This window comes from Pseudomonas sp. 1L-E-NC-VB-C3, assembly GCF_057291535.1.
Genome location: NZ_JBXAWD010000006.1, coordinates 239,094 through 255,517 on the forward strand (window position 1 = coordinate 239,094; position 16,424 = coordinate 255,517).

A 16,424-nucleotide genomic window follows, 5' to 3' on the forward strand; every position below is an offset into this window, starting at 1 on the left:
CGCCCTCTCAACGATTCTGGTCAGGATTCCACTGTGCGTACCGTTGCCCGCGCAGGAACTGCCACAGGCCGACGCTCATGCCTGCCAGCGTCACCAGCAGGAAGGCCGCGAGGCGGAACGGTTTCGGTAAACGGTGGTGCGAATCCAGCAGGCCTGCGATGGCAATCGAGTAGCCGATCAATTGCGCGACCAGGCTCAGGCGATAGAAACCGTGCTGGTTCCACAGCCAGAAATTGCTCAGCAGCAGCGGCAACAACAGCACCGGCGCCAGTCGACGAATCAGTTTGTGGCTGATCAACGCGATCGAATACAGGCCGTGCTTGAAGGGATTGAGCAGTTCACGGCGTTGCGCCAGGCTCTGCAGGCCACCGACGGTGACCCGCTGGCGGCGACGCCATTGCTTGTCCGCTTCGTCGACGCCTTGATCGATCACCTGCGCCTCGGGCACGTAGACGATGCGTTTATGCGCCACCGGTGCGCAGGTACTGATGAAGAAATCATCGTTGACCTCGGCCGGCACGGTCTGGAACAGCTCGCGACGCAAGGCGAGCAGGGCGCCGTCGGCGGAGACCATGCAGCCGGTGCGATTCTCGACCCGGCGCAACCAGCCTTCGTAATGCCGATACAGACTGTCGCCGATGCTCAGCCCGCCACCGGTAACCGGGATCACCATGTGCCCCGCGCAGGCGCCGACCTGCGGATCGCTCAGCGGCGCGAGCAAGTGGCCGAGGGTGTCGCGCGACCATTGGTTGTCGGCATCGGTGAACACCAGAATGTCGCCGCTGCTCAGGGCCGCGCCGGCATTCAGCGTGGCGGCTTTGCCCTGACGCGGCAGGTCGAGCACGGTGATGCGTGGATCAATCACGTTGCGCGCGCAAGCCACCGTGTCATCGGTCGAACCGTCGCTGGCCAGAATGATCTGCAACGCGGCCGGCTGATAGTCCTGAGCCAGCAGCGTGCGCAGCTTGTGCTCGATATGGCGTGCCTCGTTGTGCGCGGCAATCACGATGCTGACGTTCAGCGGCGGTGCGGGGGCATGTCGCCAGGCCGGGAACAGTGGCGCGAGCAAGGTGAGCAGCAGCGGATAGCCGATGTAGGCGTACGCTGGCAACAACAGGCACAGGCAAAAAATGAGTTCAGCCACGGGCAGGCCTCCTTGCATTCCAATGACACAGACCGAGAATCAATGCCGCGCTGGCCAAGTGCAGGCGCACCCAGTGCAGGCCCCAGAGTTGCAAGGTCAGGCCGACGTTATGCTGACGAATGCTCTGCCGCACACTGAGCAGCAGACTGGGCAGCAAGCCCGCCATCAACAGCATCAACGCCTGATGCGCGTTGCCGCCCAGCAATGCGACGAGCGCCAGAGCATCGAGCAACCACACCAGCAATGACAGCAGCGGAAACCGCAGCAGACGCAAGCTCATGCCGTGGGCTCGGAGCAGTTGCAGATGACTGCCTTGACGCCACAGTTCCTTGCCGACCCATTCGCGCCAGGTCATTTCGTAGCCCCAATGCAGAGCGACGCTGGTATTGACCGACAGCAGGCGAGCACCGTGCCTGTGCAGACGCAGGGTGTATTCCTTATCCTCGCCGGTGCGCAGGGTTTCGTTGAATCCGCCGACCTTGTCGAACCACTGCTTGCGCATCAGCAGGTTGGCACTGGGCATCCATTGCACAGTGCGCGTGGCACGGCTCGACGGCCGCAACGAGCGGCGCTGCCACGCGGCAGCGAACCATGGCGCGGCGGCAGGGGTGTGCAGGTCGAGGCCGAAGACGTCGCCCTGGTCGCCCGTAGCCAAAGCGAACATCTGCTTCAGCCAGTCTTCCGGCATCTCGATATCGGCATCGATGAACGCCAGCCATTCACCGCGGGCAACCGTTGCGCCACGATTGCGCAAGGCGCCGATCAGCAGCCCGGGCAACAGCAGGACCTGCGCGCCGAATGCGCGGGCGATCTGCGGCCCTTCGTCGGTGGAGCCGTTGTCGACCACGATCAGTTCACAGTCGATGTCGGCTGCGTGCGCGGCCTTGCTGGCGGCCAGCAGCGTGCGGCCGATGTGCCGGGCTTCGTTGTACATCGGAATGACAATGCTGATCCGGCTCATGCTTTGGCCTCCGTCAGCGCTGCCTGCTCGGCTTTCAGGCGCAGCACCCAGGTCAGCGCCAGCATGATCCACAGGTATTTCAGGTTCGGCGCACTGAGGAACATCAGGAACAGCGTCAATGACAGAAAGCTCATGCCCAGATGGGTAACCATGCCTGCGTGCTGCCACTCGCGCCGTTGCAGCCAGGTGCGTCGTGCGCGGATCAGGTTGTAGAAACCCTGCACCAGCATGCCGACAAACAGCAGGCCGGCGGGAATCCCCAGTTCGCTGAAGATCTCCAGATAAGTGTTATGCGCCCGGCGATACAGGTCGCCGATCTTGCGGTTGGCCGAGAACGCCTTGGCATAACCGGTGGTCGCGTAGTGCAGCGGAAAGGTGCCAGGTCCGGAGCCGAGCAGCGGATGCTCGCGGATGATCTGGCTGCCGACGACAATGTAGGAGGCGCGTCGACCGAGGGATTCGTCCTGAGCCTTGGCCCCGGCGCTGAGGATGCTCAGCGATTGAATGCGTGCCAGATAACCGGCCGGCATCGCATAGATCGCCAAGGGCAGGATGATCGCAGCACCGAGCATGGCGAAGCCGAAATGCCGTGGACGAATGCGGGTCAACTGCTGGCGGTAGTGCCAGACCCCGATTGCCAGACTCAACGCCAGTACGACCAGCCCTGAGCGAGACTCGGTTTTGGTCATGCCGCCGAGCAGCAACAGACAGCAACCAGCCCAGAACAAACGGTGCGGCAGGTTCGGGCTGCGAATCACCAGCAGCAGGCCCAGCGGCATGGCGAAAGCGATCAGCAGGGCAAAGGCATTCGGGTCTTCGAGCAGGCCGGCGGCGCGGCCCTTGTCCTGGAATCGGCTGGAAAACATCGCCATCGCGCAGGTCGCGCTGACACTGAGCGTGACCAGTCGGGCGAACAGATCCAGATTCAACTCACGGCCGATCAACAGGGTGATCACGAACAGGACCAGACCCACGCTCAGTTCCCGCAGATGAGTTTGCGACATGCCCAGATTGTCGCTGGCGAACAGGCTCAGCAGGTAAAGGGCCATGAAACCGATCAGGTAGCGCCACAGATTGCTGCGCAGGCGCTGCGACGGAATCTGATGCAGCGCCAGTTGCAGCATCACGATTACCGCCAGCGAAGCACCGATCAATTTGCTGCCCGATACCGAGCTGTCCTTGAAGAAACCTTCGAACGGCACCAGCGCAGCAATGCCGAGCAGGCCCCAGGTCGGCTTGCGGTACAGGACGGTGAAACCGACCAGGCCAATCACCGCCCCCGGCGCCAGATACGGCCAGGGACTGGCCAGCAGACCGAGGCTGACCAGGGCGAACAGACTGACGATCGAGAGCGGGAAAATCATGCGCGTGTCTCCCGTGCCGTGTGGATGTACAGCTGCGACCAGCGTTCGGCCAAAGCCTTGAGGTCGTAGCGTTCCTGTTGGGTGCGTCTGGCGTTTTCACGCAACTGCGCGGCCAGCTTCGGTTCGGCCAGCAAGGTGTCGAGCTGGCGGGCGAGGGCGGCGGTATCCGTCGGCGCCGCGAGCAGGCCGTTGTGACGGTCCTGCAGGACATCGGGAATACCGCCGACCGCGAACGCCACCACCGGCACGCCGGCCTGCATCGCTTCGAGCAGAATCATCGGCGTGCCCTCGGTGCGCGAGCTGATCACCAACGCATCGAGTTGTTGCCACCAGCCTTGCATCGCCGTCTGGTAGCCCGGCAGGCGAATCCGCTGCTGCAAACCGGCAGCATCGATGCGCGCCTGCAAGGCCTCGCGTTCCGGTCCGTCACCGAGCATCACCGCGTCCAGTTGCGGATGCTGGTGACACAGGCCGATCAGCGCATCGAGAAACAGGTCCGGGCCTTTCTCGCTGCTCAACCGACCGACGTAACCGGCCAGCCAGCGTTGCCGGTCCGCCAGCGGCGGCATCGCTGGCGCCGCTGGCAAACCGTTGGGAATCACCTGCAACTTCTCCGCGCTCACGCTGGCCTTCAGATGCAGCGTGGCGATGCTGTGCGCCACGCAGACCACCTGTTTCACCGACGCTGTGCGGCACAGTTGCAGGCTCAGCCAGGTGTAGAACTTCTGCTTGCGACTGCGCGGGGTGAAGCCGTGCTGAGTGATCACCAGCGGCAGGCGCAACAGCGTGGCGCCGACCCAGCCGAACAGCAGTCCTTTGAAGTTGTGGGTGTTGAGCAACGGTTTGTCGCCACGGCGCTGACGCAAGTGCCGCAACAGCTCGCCGAGCCCGGCACAAGCGAGAGCGCCCACCCCGGCATCACGAAAGCGCGCGATCAGTTCTGGCGGCGCGTCGAGGAACAGCACTTGGTGCTGCCCCGGCGTGGCCAGGCAATGATCCAGCAACATCCGCTCGGCCCCGTAGAAGCCGCCGCTGCTGAGCAAATGAATGATCGGCAGGGCGACGATTGGGGTGGACACCGCGTTCAATTGCGCACCCAGTGAACCAGGCTTGGCATGGTCCAGTTCTTGTGCGGATTGCCCGGCTGCGACGTTTCTTCGTTGAGCACCAACAACACTGGCACGCCCAGTTCATGGCTGATTTGCGCCGGATGCTTGAAGCGATGGTCGAAGAACTCACGCACGTAGACGAACGCGATTGCCAGCAGCAGCCCGGTGAACAGCCCGAACGGAATGATCAGCATCGGCTTGGGAAAAGCCGCCTCGGTCGGCTCGAACGGTGGACTCAATACCCGGGCGTTGGATAGGTCGTTGTCCAGCGCGCGTGTCGTACTGCTCTCGGCAAAGCGTTGCGCATAGGTGGAAAACGCGGCGTGCAACGCGCCGATCTCGGTGTCCATCTGACGCAGCTTGCTTTGGGTCTGCTGCAGCTGATGGATGCGGTTCTTGAACTCGGCAATGCGCGCGGTTTTCTGCTCAATGACCTGGCTCACCACCGAAAGGTCGATCGTGCGTTCCTGGATGCGGTTGTTGACCACTTTGAGGAACTGTTGGCGGGTGCGGGCAATTTGCTCGCGGGCCAGCAACATGGGCTCGCTACCGGGCTGAAATACCGCCAGGTCATTCATATAGCGGCTGACCTGAGTGGTCAGCGCCTCGCCCATCTGCCTGATCTCGCGGTCCTCGAAGGCAATGTTGTCCACCGTCGTGGTGAAGGTGAACGGGAAGGTGTAGTCGTTGAGTTTGTTGGTGTTGGCGGCAGCCAGGCTGGTTTTCAGGTAATCGAGCCAGCGTTGGCTTTGCAGCAAGCGATCGCGATACAGGTTGAGTGCCTGCTCTTCGGTGTTGATCGCGTTGAGGCGAAAGGTGATTTCCTCTTTCGGGTCGGAAGAACCGACGCTTTCCAGCAGGCTCAGCCGCGCGCCTTCAAGACCATCGAGCCGCACCTGATACTGATGCTTCTTGGTTTCGTAGAACGAATGCGGCAGCTCGATCGATTGCAACGCCTGACGATCGACCAGATAGTTCTGCAGCAACGCGGCAACAAATGTTGTGCCCTGGGCCGGATCGGGGAAGCTGTAGACGATCGAGATCACATTGGAACCCGGCAGGGTTTCGATCTTCAGGTTGTCGATGGCGTCTTGGGTCAAACCGTCCAGTGCCGTGTCGCGCACCGGATCGGTTTGCATGCCCAGCGCATTACGCAGCGGATTGATCACGTATTCGCGCAGCGGCGTGCTGACGTAACGCTTGAAAGGCTCGCCCGCCAGCTTGCTGAGCATCCCCGGCGGCGGGTTGTACTGACCCATGTCGCGCAGTTCGCTGATGGTCTGACGTATCAGTGCCGGCGAACGGAGGATGTTGCTTTCGGTTTCCATGTCCGCCAGCGATGGCGGAATGAAGGTGGCGCTGTCCTGGGTCAGCGAGGTGGTCGCATCGCCCTGAGACAGCTTTTTCGACTGCACGATGACCTGCGCGGTGATATCGAAGCTCTGTTTGAGCAGCAACGGCAGGAGCAGGGCGATCACTGCAAAGGTCAGGAAGATGCGCTTCACCGTTTGCTTGTTGGCGAAGAAAATCCTGAAGAACTCGTGCAGGTAATTTTCTTTTGGGTTCATGTCGGTCACCTGAGAGTCAGTTGTCACTGCCTTTGTTGTCGACGCGGTAGCCGAAGCTGAAACCGACGCCCTGGAACAGCACCACATCAGCCAGTTGGCGGGCGAGTTCGCCGGCGCTGGCCAGTTTGGTTTTTGGCACGTAGAGCATGTCATCCGGCTGCAGATAGGCGATTTGTGGCGCGTCACCGGACAGTGCTTTCTCGACGTCGTAGTTCATCGCCTGCACCTGATTGCCGTTGCGCCGCATGATCACTACCGAATCCAGCCGCGCCTTGACGTTGGTGCCGCGCGCCAGAGTTAGCGCCTCGAGCACCGACACCGGCCGGCGGATCGGATACGAGCCCGGTTGTGCGACTTCACCCAGCACGTAGATCTCGTTGCCGGCGGTGGACTTGAGCAGCACATCCACAGTCATGCGGCCCGGCAGTTGCGCGTATCTCTGATTGAGGAAGGTTTCCAGCTGATTGACGGTCATGCCTTGCAGCGGCACCGCGCCGATTTCCGGAAAACTCGCGTAGCCATCAGTGCCGACGGTGATCTCGCGGCTCATGCCGGTGGCCGGATGGTTCAGCGCACTTTTAAGGTTCTGCTCGTTGCTCAGCGGGCTGAGAATCTGTACCGAGAGCTGATTGCGGTTGGGTTGGAACAGTTGCTTGCGCTGATACGCACGCTGGATTTCCTGACGGGCTTCTTCGCTGGTCAGCCCGGCGATTTTCACCGAGGTGTTGGCGCCCGGCAGTTCGATAGTGCCGTCGGGCAGCACCAGTTGCGTGCCGTTGAGCTGACTGGCGGCGGTGAAATTCAGGCCGATCTGGTCACCTGATTGCACGCGGTAAGCGTCCGAACCGCTGGTGCTGATGTGAAAGATCACATCCAGCACGTCTTTCGGGCGCAGGGTCTGTTCGACCCGCGGCATGTCGGTGGCCTGGGCGTTGGCCGGTGTGGCGGTGAGAATATTCACCGGCATGTTGCGGGTCTCGGAAGTGCTGGTGCAGCCCGCAAGCGGCAGCAACAGCAGGACAAGCATTCTGGCGTTCATGGCGTCATCCTTTGCGTTCGCTTACAGGTTTTTGTAAAGCCATTTGGGCATGTAGTACTTGCGCCGGTTGAACACGCTGCCGACCACTTTCGCCCCGGCCTGAGTCAGGCGTTGCACAGCGGCCTGGGCGACTTCCCAGCGGGTGTCTTCGGCGCGCACGACAAACACCACACCGTCGACCTGAGTACTGATGACCAGGGTGTCGGCGGCGGAATACACCGCGTCGCCGTCGATCACCACAAAGCGGTACTGGCTGCCCAACTGGTCGAGCAATGGGCTCAGGCGCTCGGCGGTCAGGTGTTCCAGCGTGCGGATCGGCCGGCCGTTGGGCAGCACATGGAAGGGCAGGCTCGAGACCTGCACCACGCAGTCCTGCAACAGCGGCGGGTTGCCCGGATTGAACAGCAGGTCGCGCAGGCCGCGCTCCTTGCCGAGGTTCATCTGCTGGGTGAGGTTGTTCGCCGACTGGCTGGCGTCGACCAGCAGCACCTGGCCGCTGCTCATCTGCGCCAGCTGACTGGCCAGTGCCAGAGCGCTGGTAGTGGTGCCGGCGCCGGGGTTGGCGGCGGTCAGGAACAGAATGCGCAGATCGAGATCCAGCACGGTCGAAGTCAGATTCGATTCGCTGGGGCTGGCGATGCTCAGGCTTTTATTGGTTGAACCGTCCATTAGCTTGCTCCGTGGCCGCTGAATACTTTGAAGGGGGTTTTCAACAGAATCTTCAGATCAAGCAGAAGGCTCTGCTCGGCGATGTAGCTGAGGTCCAACTCAACGCGCTGGTCGAAGTCGATGTTGCTGCGTCCGGAGATCTGCCACAGACCGGTCATGCCGGGGTAGATCGCCAGACGCGCGAGGTGATTGTCCTTGTAGCGGTAAGCGTTGAACGAGGTCGGGCGAGGGCCGACCAGGCGCATGTCGCCGGTCACTACGTTGATGAGGTTGGGCAGCTCGTCGAGGCTGGTGCGCCGCAGAAAACTGCCGATGCCGGTGACGCGCGGGTCTTTGTCGATCTTGAAGTCGATGGCGTCTGCCCCGTGCTTGTTCAGGTGGCGCAGCGACTCTTTGAGTTCTTCGGCGTTGCTGACCATGGTGCGGAACTTGAACATGCCGAACTTGCGGCCGCGATAACCGGTGCGTTTCTGCACGAACAGCACCGGCCCCGGGCTGGTGAACTTGATGGCCAGGGCCAGGCCCAGCAGCACTGGGGAGATCAGCACGAGAATCGTCAGCGCACCGAGGCAGGCGACCACCCGATTGGTCCGCGACAGCTGCCATGGGCGGCCGCCATCGCGGCCGCTGAGCCAGCCGCGACCCTGACGGTGGATCGCCGCGTCGAGGCGCATGCGATGTTCCGGGTCGACGCGCTTGTCAGGGCGCATCTGTGCAATCGACACACTTCTTTCATGTCCAGTCATGGCGTCCTCCGCATTCAATCAGCCGCAAGCGGCGCACGGGCAGTGGGGTAGTAGTCGCGGAACCAGGCGATGAAGCGGCCCAGTCCTTCATCCAGTTCTATCCGGGGCTGGAATCCGGTGGCCTGGGCCAGATCGCTGGCCTCGGCGCAGGTGTTGAGCACGTCGCCCGGTTGCAGCGGCAGCAGCTCGACAATGGCTTGCCGATCGAGATGTTTTTCCATCAGCGCGAGGTAGGTTTTCAGTGCAACCGGCTGCTGCCCGCCAATGTTGAACAGACGCCACGGCGCCATGCTGCTGGCCGGGTCGGGCTGCTCGCGATCCCACTGCGGATTGGCTTGCGGTGGCTGATCGATGAGGCGTGCGATGCTTTCGATGATGTCGTCGATGTAGGTGAAATCGCGCTGGTGCTCGCCGTAATTGAACAGCTTCAGCGGCTCGCCCTCGCTGATCGCCCGGGCGAACTGGATCGGCGACATGTCCGGCCGACCCCAAGGCCCGTACACGGTGAAAAAGCGCAGGCCGGTGCAGGGAATGCCGAACAGATGGCTGTAGCTGTGCGCCATCAGTTCATTGGCTTTTTTGGTCGCGGCGTACAGCGACAGCGGATGGTTGACGCCATCCTTGACCGAGTAAGGCGTGTGTTGATTGGCGCCGTACACCGAACTCGACGAGGCGTAGATCAGGTGTTCGACCGGGTGGTGGCGGCAGCTCTCGAGAATGTTCAGGAAACCGTAGAGGTTGCTGTCCAGATACGCCCGTGGATTGTCCAGCGAATAACGCACCCCGGCCTGCGCAGCCAGATGGATCACCACTTGTGGCTGCTCGCGGGCAAACAGCGCATCGATCGCTGAAGCGTGGGCCAGATCCACCGTGGCCAGCGGAAAATCGCCGACCTGCTCGCGCACCCACTGCACGCGGTCGTGCTTGAGCTGCGGGTCGTAGTAGTGGTTGAAATTGTCCAGGCCGACCACCGAATGCCCGTCGCGCAGCAAGCGCAGGACGCAATGGGCACCAATGAAACCGGCGGCACCGGTCACCAGAATCTTCATGGCCGCAGCCCTTCAGGGGCGATGTGGCGCAGGCCGATGCCGCTGTAATGCAGGCCGGCGGCGGCTACTTGTTCCGGGTTGTAGAGATTGCGCCCATCGATGATTACCTTCGAACGCAGCTTCTCGGCGAGCAGCTCGAAATCGACCACGCGGAAGTTTTTCCACTCGGTGCAGATCACCAGCGCGTCGGCGTCTTCAAGGGTGTCGTCGCGGGTCGCGCACAGGTGCAGGTCGTTGCGATAGCCGTAGATGCGTCGGCACTCGGACATGGCTTCCGGATCATAAGCCTGCACGCTGGCGCCTTCGGCCCACAACGCGTCCATCAGGTAACGGCTGGGGGCTTCGCGCATGTCGTCGGTGTTCGGTTTGAACGCCAGGCCCCAGACCGCGATGGATTTGCCGGCCAGGCCTTGCGGAAACTGCGCGCGCAATTTGCTGAACAGGATGTGCCGTTGGCTGTCATTGACGTCGGTGACGCTGCGCAGCAGTTTCAGCGGCATGCCGTTGTGTTCGGCGGTGTGCAGCAAGGCACGCAGATCCTTGGGAAAGCACGAGCCACCGAAGCCGCAGCCCGGATAGATGAAGTGGTAGCCGATGCGCGGGTCGGAGCCGATGCCTTTGCGCACCGCTTCGATGTCGGCGCCGAGCAGCTCGGTGAGATTGGCCAGTTCGTTCATGAAACTGATGCGGGTGGCGAGCATCGCGTTGGCCGCGTACTTGGTCAGCTCGGCGCTGCGGTTGTCCATGAACATCAGTTTTTCGTGGTTGCGGCAGAACGGCGCGTACAGCTCGCTCATCTGCTCGCGGGCAGCGTCGTCGCGGGTGCCGATGATGATCCGGTCCGGGCGCATGCAGTCGGCGAGGGCGCTGCCTTCCTTGAGAAATTCCGGGTTGGATACCACCCGCACCTGCAGCTCGGTTTTGCCGCGCAACAGCAATTCGCTGGTGGCCGTGGCCAGAACCTGGTCGGCAGTCCCGACCGGCACCGTGGATTTGATGATCAGCGTACGATCGGCCTCCATCAGACCGGCGATCTGCCGGGCGACGTTGAGTACATGGCTGAGGTCGGCTGAGCCGTCTTCGTCCGCCGGGGTGCCGACGGCGATGAAAATCAGCTCGGCGTGAGTCACCGCATCACTGGCCTGGGTGCTGAACAACAAGCGCCCGGCCTTGATGTTTTCTTCAAGTGTTGCGGACAGGCCTGGTTCACTGATGGGCGGTACCGCTTGTTGCAGTTGTTTGATCTTGTTGGGATCAATATCAATGCATAAAACCCGATGACCGACATCGGCAAGTGCAGCGGCTTGTATAAGTCCGACATAGCCAGTGCCAAATACGCTCACGTCCATCTGCGCACCTCAATAAAACCAGAAAAGTTAACTACGGAATGAGATTGTTAAAGGGGTATAGCGCAGGGTTTGAAAAGCGTGTCAGCAAAATGACATGTTGCACGGGTATAACACTTGAGGCGTTTTTGGCGATTGGCCATCAAGTCATTGCTGCGATTGAATTTGTTCTTTCTTTGCAGATTTGTTCAGATTCAATTTAACCGACAGACGGTCTAAGTCCCCGAAATTAAAGGCTTTCATCCCCCCGGGTGTGTCAGATTTGAGTCACCGTTTTTTTGACGCTTTACCCGGCTATCAGTCATTTCTTGCGCTTTGATGGCCGGGTGCTAGTGTCAGGTTCTGACCGACAAAGCTTTGACAACCTCCCATTTCGGACGGCCGGTATCGCCATGTTCAAATACGCCAAGGAACTGCTTTTAGTTACCTATCTATTGCTCTTTTCCGACTATTATCTGGAACGGTTAAATGCTATCGGGTGGGGTTTCAATACACTTGTTTTTGGCGCGATGTTTTTGGCGCTTACTTTCGCGTTATATCTAACTGCCTATATACGTCAGGCTCTTGTTCGACATGCGTTCGCATTAACGCTGTTTGTGGCGGCGGTTTTTTTCGATGTCTATACCCGGGTCACGGCGGATTACCTGAGGTACAGCGATTTTGTCTCGCTGGTGTACTCCGGCGGCTTCATTCAGGAAGCGGCCTATCAGTACCGCGACGCGATCCTGCGCGCGCTGCTCAGTGGCTTGCTGCTGTTGTTCGGCATCGGGCTCAAGCCGCGTCATGCGCTGTTCATACCCAACACGTTGCGGGTCGCGGCGCCCCTCGTCGGCGTATTGATGCTCAGCGGATTGTTGTTTCTACGAGCGGGTGAGGGCGCACGTGGTCTGCCGATCATGTACACGCCGCTGGCCTACCTCAACCTGTTTGCTTACGAAGCGTTGCATGACACCGTCGGCCCGCGTGAATCGGTGACGCTTGCGCGCGCCACGCCTGCCGTCGGCCACGATATCGTGCTGATCATCGACGAAAGCATTTCCGGCAATTACCTCGACATCAACGCGCCGTTCGGCGTGCACAGCAACCTCAAGCAAGCGCCGGCCGGGGTCGATGTCTTCAACTTCGGTTATGCCGCGTCCATTGCCAACTGCAGCGCCGACACCAACGTCACCTTGCGCTACGGCGGCACCCGCGCCGATTACAGGCGCATCAACAGCACGTTGCCGTCGATCTGGCAGTACGCGAAGAAGGCCGGGCTCGGCACGGTCTACATCGACGCCCAACGCACGGCCGGCAACCTGCAGAACCTGATGACCGCTGCCGAGAAAAACGACATCGACAGTTTCGTGCAATTCGACCAGACCAGTGTGCGCGACCGCGATATGGCGGCAGCGGCGAAGCTGATCGAATTGCTCAATGACGATCGCCCCGAGCTGATCGTGATCAACAAGGTCGGCGCGCATTTTCCGGTGCATGACAAATACCCGGACGCGTTCATGGCCTACCGGCCAACGCTGCCGCGCGGGCAGTTCACTGAAGTCGCCGATACTGGCGAACGCACCGGTTTCAACGGCCAGCCGGATGACTGGGTGCTGTATCGCAACGCCTACAAGAACACGCTGTTGTGGAACGTCGGCGAGTTCTTCGCCCGGGTGTTTGCCCAGGCCAATCTGGACAATGCGCTGCTGATCTACACCTCCGATCATGGCCAGGATCTGCATGAGCGCGGCAACCCGGGCTTGAATACCCACTGCGGCGGCGACCCGGTGGAAGAGGAGGGGCTGGTGCCGCTGGTGGTGATTCAGGGCCGTGGATTGCAGACGCCGGACTGGGCAGCGAATCTGCCGGCAAACAAGGACCGCTCCAGCCACTACAACATCTTCCCGACGCTGTTGCAGGTGATGGGTTATGACCTTGCGGGGATTGAAGCGGTATATGGCAAACCGCTGAGCGTGCCGACGGCGGATGAGTTCACTTTCAACTACCGCTTCAATGCGCGCTTGGGTGCCAAGCCTGAGTGGAAGCATATCGATCTGGGCAGCATCGTTACGCCTGAGCGGGCACCGGCGAGTGTGGCTGCGGGGCAGTGAGTTTTTGATTGCTCGGGCGGGCCTCTTCGCTGGCAAGCCAGCTCCCACAGGGTTCGAGGTTGTTCACAAATCCTGTGTCAGCACTGGCCTCTGTGGGAGCTGGCTTGCCAGCGATGGGACCAGCACTGACACCAGCCAATTCAAAGCTTCAGCCACCGCGCGCGATACTCCCCAGGCGCGCACCCCAGCCAGCGCGCGAAAGCCCGGTTGAATCCCTGCACATCGCTGTAACCCAACCGATCAGCCACTTCGACCAGCTCCAGCGCCCCGGATTGCAGCAGGTCCTCGGCACGATAGCGGCGATGCTCATCAAGCAGTTCGCTGAAAGTCCAGCCCAACGCCTTCAAACGCCTTGCCGCCGTGCGCTCAAGCAAATGCTGTGTAACACAGAACTGCTGCCAATCCGCTGAAGCCAGATCTTCGATCAGATAATCGCTGAGCTGTCCGAGCAAGGTCGATTCACTGAGACGTCGGGTCTGTTCCAGCAGATCGACAAGCGTTGTCTCCAATGCCGGATTGCCCGGTGTCAACGGCATCACGAACAGCTGAGGATCCAGATAAATCGCCGCGCATGATTGCTCTGCGCTCACCGGGGCGCGCAATGCCGATTGATGCTGCTCGCGGCTTGCCGATGCCAATGCCACACCTAGCACCGGATCACGATTCACGCCGCTGGCGAGCAATTTGCGTCGTACCAGGCTGCACAGGCTGACAAGGATGTAATCGGTCAGCGCCGCCGGAGCACCCAGACTGCCGGCTTCGACCAGACGCAGTGTTACGCCGTCATCTTCACGCAGGATTTGCACACGGAAATGTCCGTTGAAAAACGCAAAGTACTCGGCGAAAAACGCACAGGCACGTTCCAGCGACACGGCGACATCGAACAGATAGGTCAGCCCGTTGGTGGCCGTCGAAACGAAACGTTCACCCGCCGCCAGACCGATCAGTGGATCCCCGCTCTGTTCCACGGCAAACGCCCAGAAGCGCCGCGACATCAGCAGCGGCATGCGCGTGAACGGCGTGCGCAGATCGAACAGGCTGCGGCGCAGCTGCGCTTCGATTGCGCCTTGGGTAACGCCGCGCGCGAGCAATTCTTCAATGGCCGGCAGCAGGGTCGGCGCGTAAAAAGCGTTGACGGGTTGCGGATCGATTTTGCTCATGTTGTGCGCGCGTCTCCCGTAGCTCCGTTAGCCGCCAGCAAACGCTGATCGACGCTGAGGATCGCCTCGATCATCGCCCGCGCTGCTGGCGTCAGGGTAAAACCGGCGCGGCTGACGATGCCGTAACCCAGTTGCAGCGCAGGCTCGTCATGGGGGACGTCGACAAAGTCGAGCAGCTCGATCAGGCCTCGATCAAGTTGTTCACGCAAGGCCTCAAGCGTGGCGAGCCCCACCGCGTCTGAACGCAGCACTACGCGCTGGATCGCGTCAAATTGTGCGCACTCGACGCTTGGGGTGAAGTCCTGCTCACCGAGGATATCGGCGAGCACCTTGCGGATCATCGGTGGAATGCGCGTGCCGACGATCGGGTAATCGAGCAGGGCGCGCAATCGCAGGTCTCGTTGCGCGAGGAGCGGATGGCCGGCGCGACAGAAAAACCGTCCCGGCCGCGTGCGCAGCAGATGCACCTGATACTGCGGATCGCTGACAAAGTGCCGCGCATCGGCGACGAAAAACTCGATCTGCTGCTCGCGCAACCACAGCGTCAATTGCTGCCAGTCGCCCTGATGAAACCGCGTGCGAATCGCCGGATGCGCATCAATGAAGTCGGCCAGCGCTTCCGGCACCAGCACCTGCGCCGGATACGGGCCGCAACCGAATTGCAGTTCGCCGCCGGTGAGGCCGTTGTATTGCGTCAATTCGTTGTGCAGCGCCTGACTGCCAGCGAGCAGGCGCCGCGCATGTTGCAGCACCAGTTGGCCTTGCCCGGTCAGGCGAAACTCACGGCTGCTGCGCTCGACCAGCTCGCAGTCAAGGTCACGCTCCAGAGTCTGGATGCTGCGGCTGAACGCCGGTTGGCTGAGGTTGATCGCCTCGGCGGCGCGACCGAAGTTGCGGTAATCAGCGAGGGCGACCAAGTGGCGAAGCTGGCGAAGATCCATCATGCGTCTCCTGCATTTTGCGGATACTTTTAATGCATTGGATCGATAGCACGTCCGCTGGCATAAGTACACGCCTGTTCTTCGATGGCACGCCTTCATGTCTCAGTCTCTGTTCGCCTCCAGCGCGTTTACCCGCACGATTCTCGCGCATGCTCGCCAGTCCGGACTGTGCCCGCAACGCTTGATGGCGCGCGTGGGGATCTGCCCGTCAGTGCTCGCCGGGCAGCATCAAATGATTGCCGCACAAGAGGTTGAACAGTTGTGGCGTGAGTGTGAACGGTCAGGGGTAGCGCCGACGTTTGGCTGTGAACTGGCCGACGGGATGGCGACCGATTGCCTGCAAGGACTGAATATCCTGCTCGACTCGTCCGCGACCTTGCGGGCCAGTCTGAAGTGCTTCATCGACTGCTTGCCAAGGGTGATCAATTACGTTGCGATGGAACTGGTCGAGGCGGGCGATTTCGCTCATTTGCGCCTGCGTTCGCTGCAGGGGCAGCTCCATCATTTCGCCCTGGATGCGGCGGCGATAACGCTGGTGCGCAACATTGCCCGTCGACTCGGCGGGGCGCCTGGAGATTTGTTTGTGAGTGTCAGCCTGCGCCCGGCGCAATTGGCCGGTGGCTGGCTGCGTGGAGTGGGTATCGCGGTGGAGCAGGGCGAACATCTGTGCCTGACCTTGCCGAGATATAGCCTCGATCAGGTCTTGCTTGGCGCCAACCCGTTTCTGCACCAGAGCATGCTGCGTCACTGGCACGCTGAAACTCGCGCACCTGCGCGTGAGGACAATCTGACAATGGCGCGGCACTGGCTGACGGCGGGTGATCAACCGATCGAACGGATAGCTGAGCGGCTGGGTTATCGCCAGCCGAGCAACTTTATCCGCGCGTTTCGCAAACAGTTCGGGATTACGCCGAAGCAGTTCCGGTTGAATCCGGGGCAGGTTTGTTGAAAGCAGAATTGAGGTAATTGATCGTTATTGAGGGTGCCAGCAAGATTTACCCCCTCACCCCAGCCCTCTCCCCCAAGGGGGCGAGGGGGAAAGGGAGCCGATCTTCATGGCGTTCGGAATCTGAGTTCAACTCGGTATCCCACGTCGGCGTATCTCGTACATCCAACACGGTCAGTCCCCTCTCTCTCCGGGAAGGGGGCTTATGAATCATGGGAGCTGATGTGCGTGTTATTCAAAATTGCATTCAACTCGTTATCCCACGTCGGCGTATCTCGTACATGCAACTCGG

At 61.0% G+C, this 16,424-nt stretch carries 14 protein-coding genes; 2 read left to right on the forward strand and 12 right to left on the reverse strand.

The window, feature by feature from the left end:
- Positions 1-7: 7 nt before the first annotated feature.
- The 10 genes from AC0Z5Z_RS12575 to AC0Z5Z_RS12620 are packed head-to-tail and all read right to left on the reverse strand — an operon-like array spanning position 8 to position 10,998.
- Entirely contained in the window at positions 8-1,144 is a 1,137-nt protein-coding gene (locus AC0Z5Z_RS12575) for a glycosyltransferase (protein ID WP_485611166.1), read from the reverse strand.
- Positions 1,137-2,105 (reverse strand): glycosyltransferase family 2 protein, encoded by a 969-nt coding sequence (locus tag AC0Z5Z_RS12580; protein WP_485611167.1) that lies wholly within the window; start codon positions 2,103-2,105, stop codon positions 1,137-1,139. Before AC0Z5Z_RS12580 ends, AC0Z5Z_RS12575 begins: the two co-directional genes overlap by 8 nt.
- Positions 2,102-3,469 (reverse strand): O-antigen ligase family protein, encoded by a 1,368-nt coding sequence (locus AC0Z5Z_RS12585; RefSeq protein ID WP_485611168.1) that lies wholly within the window; start codon positions 3,467-3,469, stop codon positions 2,102-2,104. The genes AC0Z5Z_RS12580 and AC0Z5Z_RS12585 overlap by 4 nt, the downstream gene beginning before the upstream one ends.
- Positions 3,466-4,557: a glycosyltransferase family 4 protein gene (locus AC0Z5Z_RS12590; protein ID WP_485611169.1), complete on the reverse strand. Its 1,092-nt coding sequence runs from the start codon at positions 4,555-4,557 to the stop codon at positions 3,466-3,468. Before AC0Z5Z_RS12590 ends, AC0Z5Z_RS12585 begins: the two co-directional genes overlap by 4 nt.
- Positions 4,554-6,146, reverse strand: a complete 1,593-nt coding sequence (locus AC0Z5Z_RS12595) for a GumC family protein (protein ID WP_485611170.1) — start codon at positions 6,144-6,146, stop codon at positions 4,554-4,556. Before AC0Z5Z_RS12595 ends, AC0Z5Z_RS12590 begins: the two co-directional genes overlap by 4 nt.
- Before the next feature lie 16 nt (positions 6,147-6,162).
- The gene (locus AC0Z5Z_RS12600; protein ID WP_016774099.1) at positions 6,163-7,185 is read right to left on the reverse strand and encodes a polysaccharide biosynthesis/export family protein; all 1,023 of its coding nucleotides are present in this window, start codon (positions 7,183-7,185) and stop codon (positions 6,163-6,165) included.
- Between the two features lie 21 nt (positions 7,186-7,206).
- Entirely contained in the window at positions 7,207-7,854 is a 648-nt protein-coding gene (locus tag AC0Z5Z_RS12605; RefSeq protein ID WP_024012451.1) for a CpsD/CapB family tyrosine-protein kinase, read from the reverse strand.
- A complete protein-coding gene (locus tag AC0Z5Z_RS12610) occupies positions 7,854-8,600 on the reverse strand; it encodes a sugar transferase (RefSeq protein WP_110646483.1) in 747 nt (248 codons plus the stop codon). Before AC0Z5Z_RS12610 ends, AC0Z5Z_RS12605 begins: the two co-directional genes overlap by 1 nt.
- Positions 8,601-8,614: 14 nt before the next feature.
- Positions 8,615-9,649, reverse strand: a complete 1,035-nt coding sequence (locus AC0Z5Z_RS12615) for an NAD-dependent epimerase (RefSeq protein ID WP_485611171.1) — start codon at positions 9,647-9,649, stop codon at positions 8,615-8,617.
- Positions 9,646-10,998, reverse strand: coding sequence for a UDP-glucose dehydrogenase family protein (locus AC0Z5Z_RS12620; protein WP_016774103.1), 1,353 nt, complete (start codon positions 10,996-10,998; stop codon positions 9,646-9,648). The genes AC0Z5Z_RS12615 and AC0Z5Z_RS12620 overlap by 4 nt, the downstream gene beginning before the upstream one ends.
- A 389-nt stretch (positions 10,999-11,387) precedes the next feature.
- Between AC0Z5Z_RS12620 and AC0Z5Z_RS12625 the strand changes: the two genes are divergently transcribed.
- Complete coding sequence (locus tag AC0Z5Z_RS12625; protein ID WP_485611172.1) at positions 11,388-13,085, forward strand: sulfatase-like hydrolase/transferase; 1,698 nt, start codon at positions 11,388-11,390, stop codon at positions 13,083-13,085.
- Between the two features lie 140 nt (positions 13,086-13,225).
- Here AC0Z5Z_RS12625 and AC0Z5Z_RS12630 read toward each other — a convergent pair whose 3' ends face one another.
- Both AC0Z5Z_RS12630 and AC0Z5Z_RS12635 read right to left on the reverse strand, forming a co-directional pair.
- Positions 13,226-14,245: an AraC family transcriptional regulator gene (locus AC0Z5Z_RS12630; RefSeq protein WP_460093657.1), complete on the reverse strand. Its 1,020-nt coding sequence runs from the start codon at positions 14,243-14,245 to the stop codon at positions 13,226-13,228.
- Complete coding sequence (locus AC0Z5Z_RS12635) at positions 14,242-15,186, reverse strand: LysR family transcriptional regulator (protein WP_122707110.1); 945 nt, start codon at positions 15,184-15,186, stop codon at positions 14,242-14,244. The genes AC0Z5Z_RS12630 and AC0Z5Z_RS12635 overlap by 4 nt, the downstream gene beginning before the upstream one ends.
- 97 nt (positions 15,187-15,283) lie before the next feature.
- Here AC0Z5Z_RS12635 and AC0Z5Z_RS12640 point away from each other — a divergent pair, with 97 nt between their 5' ends.
- Entirely contained in the window at positions 15,284-16,135 is an 852-nt protein-coding gene (locus tag AC0Z5Z_RS12640) for an AraC family transcriptional regulator ligand-binding domain-containing protein (protein WP_122747242.1), read from the forward strand.
- Positions 16,136-16,424 lie beyond the last annotated feature (289 nt).

Excerpts from the sequence above, each read along its gene's own strand:
- AC0Z5Z_RS12620 (WP_016774103.1), bottom strand. The coding sequence starts at position 10,998 with ATGGACGTGAGCGTATTTGGCACTGGCTATGTCGGACTTATACAAGCC.
- AC0Z5Z_RS12605 (WP_024012451.1), bottom strand. The coding sequence starts at position 7,854 with ATGGACGGTTCAACCAATAAAAGCCTGAGCATCGCCAGCCCCAGCGAA.
- AC0Z5Z_RS12640 (WP_122747242.1), top strand. The coding sequence starts at position 15,284 with ATGTCTCAGTCTCTGTTCGCCTCCAGCGCGTTTACCCGCACGATTCTC.
- AC0Z5Z_RS12595 (WP_485611170.1), bottom strand. The coding sequence starts at position 6,146 with ATGAACCCAAAAGAAAATTACCTGCACGAGTTCTTCAGGATTTTCTTC.
- AC0Z5Z_RS12630 (WP_460093657.1), bottom strand. The coding sequence starts at position 14,245 with ATGAGCAAAATCGATCCGCAACCCGTCAACGCTTTTTACGCGCCGACC.
- AC0Z5Z_RS12610 (WP_110646483.1), bottom strand. The coding sequence starts at position 8,600 with ATGACTGGACATGAAAGAAGTGTGTCGATTGCACAGATGCGCCCTGAC.
- AC0Z5Z_RS12625 (WP_485611172.1), top strand. The coding sequence starts at position 11,388 with ATGTTCAAATACGCCAAGGAACTGCTTTTAGTTACCTATCTATTGCTC.
- AC0Z5Z_RS12585 (WP_485611168.1), bottom strand. The coding sequence starts at position 3,469 with ATGATTTTCCCGCTCTCGATCGTCAGTCTGTTCGCCCTGGTCAGCCTC.
- AC0Z5Z_RS12635 (WP_122707110.1), bottom strand. The coding sequence starts at position 15,186 with ATGGATCTTCGCCAGCTTCGCCACTTGGTCGCCCTCGCTGATTACCGC.
- AC0Z5Z_RS12580 (WP_485611167.1), bottom strand. The coding sequence starts at position 2,105 with ATGAGCCGGATCAGCATTGTCATTCCGATGTACAACGAAGCCCGGCAC.
- AC0Z5Z_RS12600 (WP_016774099.1), bottom strand. The coding sequence starts at position 7,185 with ATGAACGCCAGAATGCTTGTCCTGCTGTTGCTGCCGCTTGCGGGCTGC.
- AC0Z5Z_RS12615 (WP_485611171.1), bottom strand. The coding sequence starts at position 9,649 with ATGAAGATTCTGGTGACCGGTGCCGCCGGTTTCATTGGTGCCCATTGC.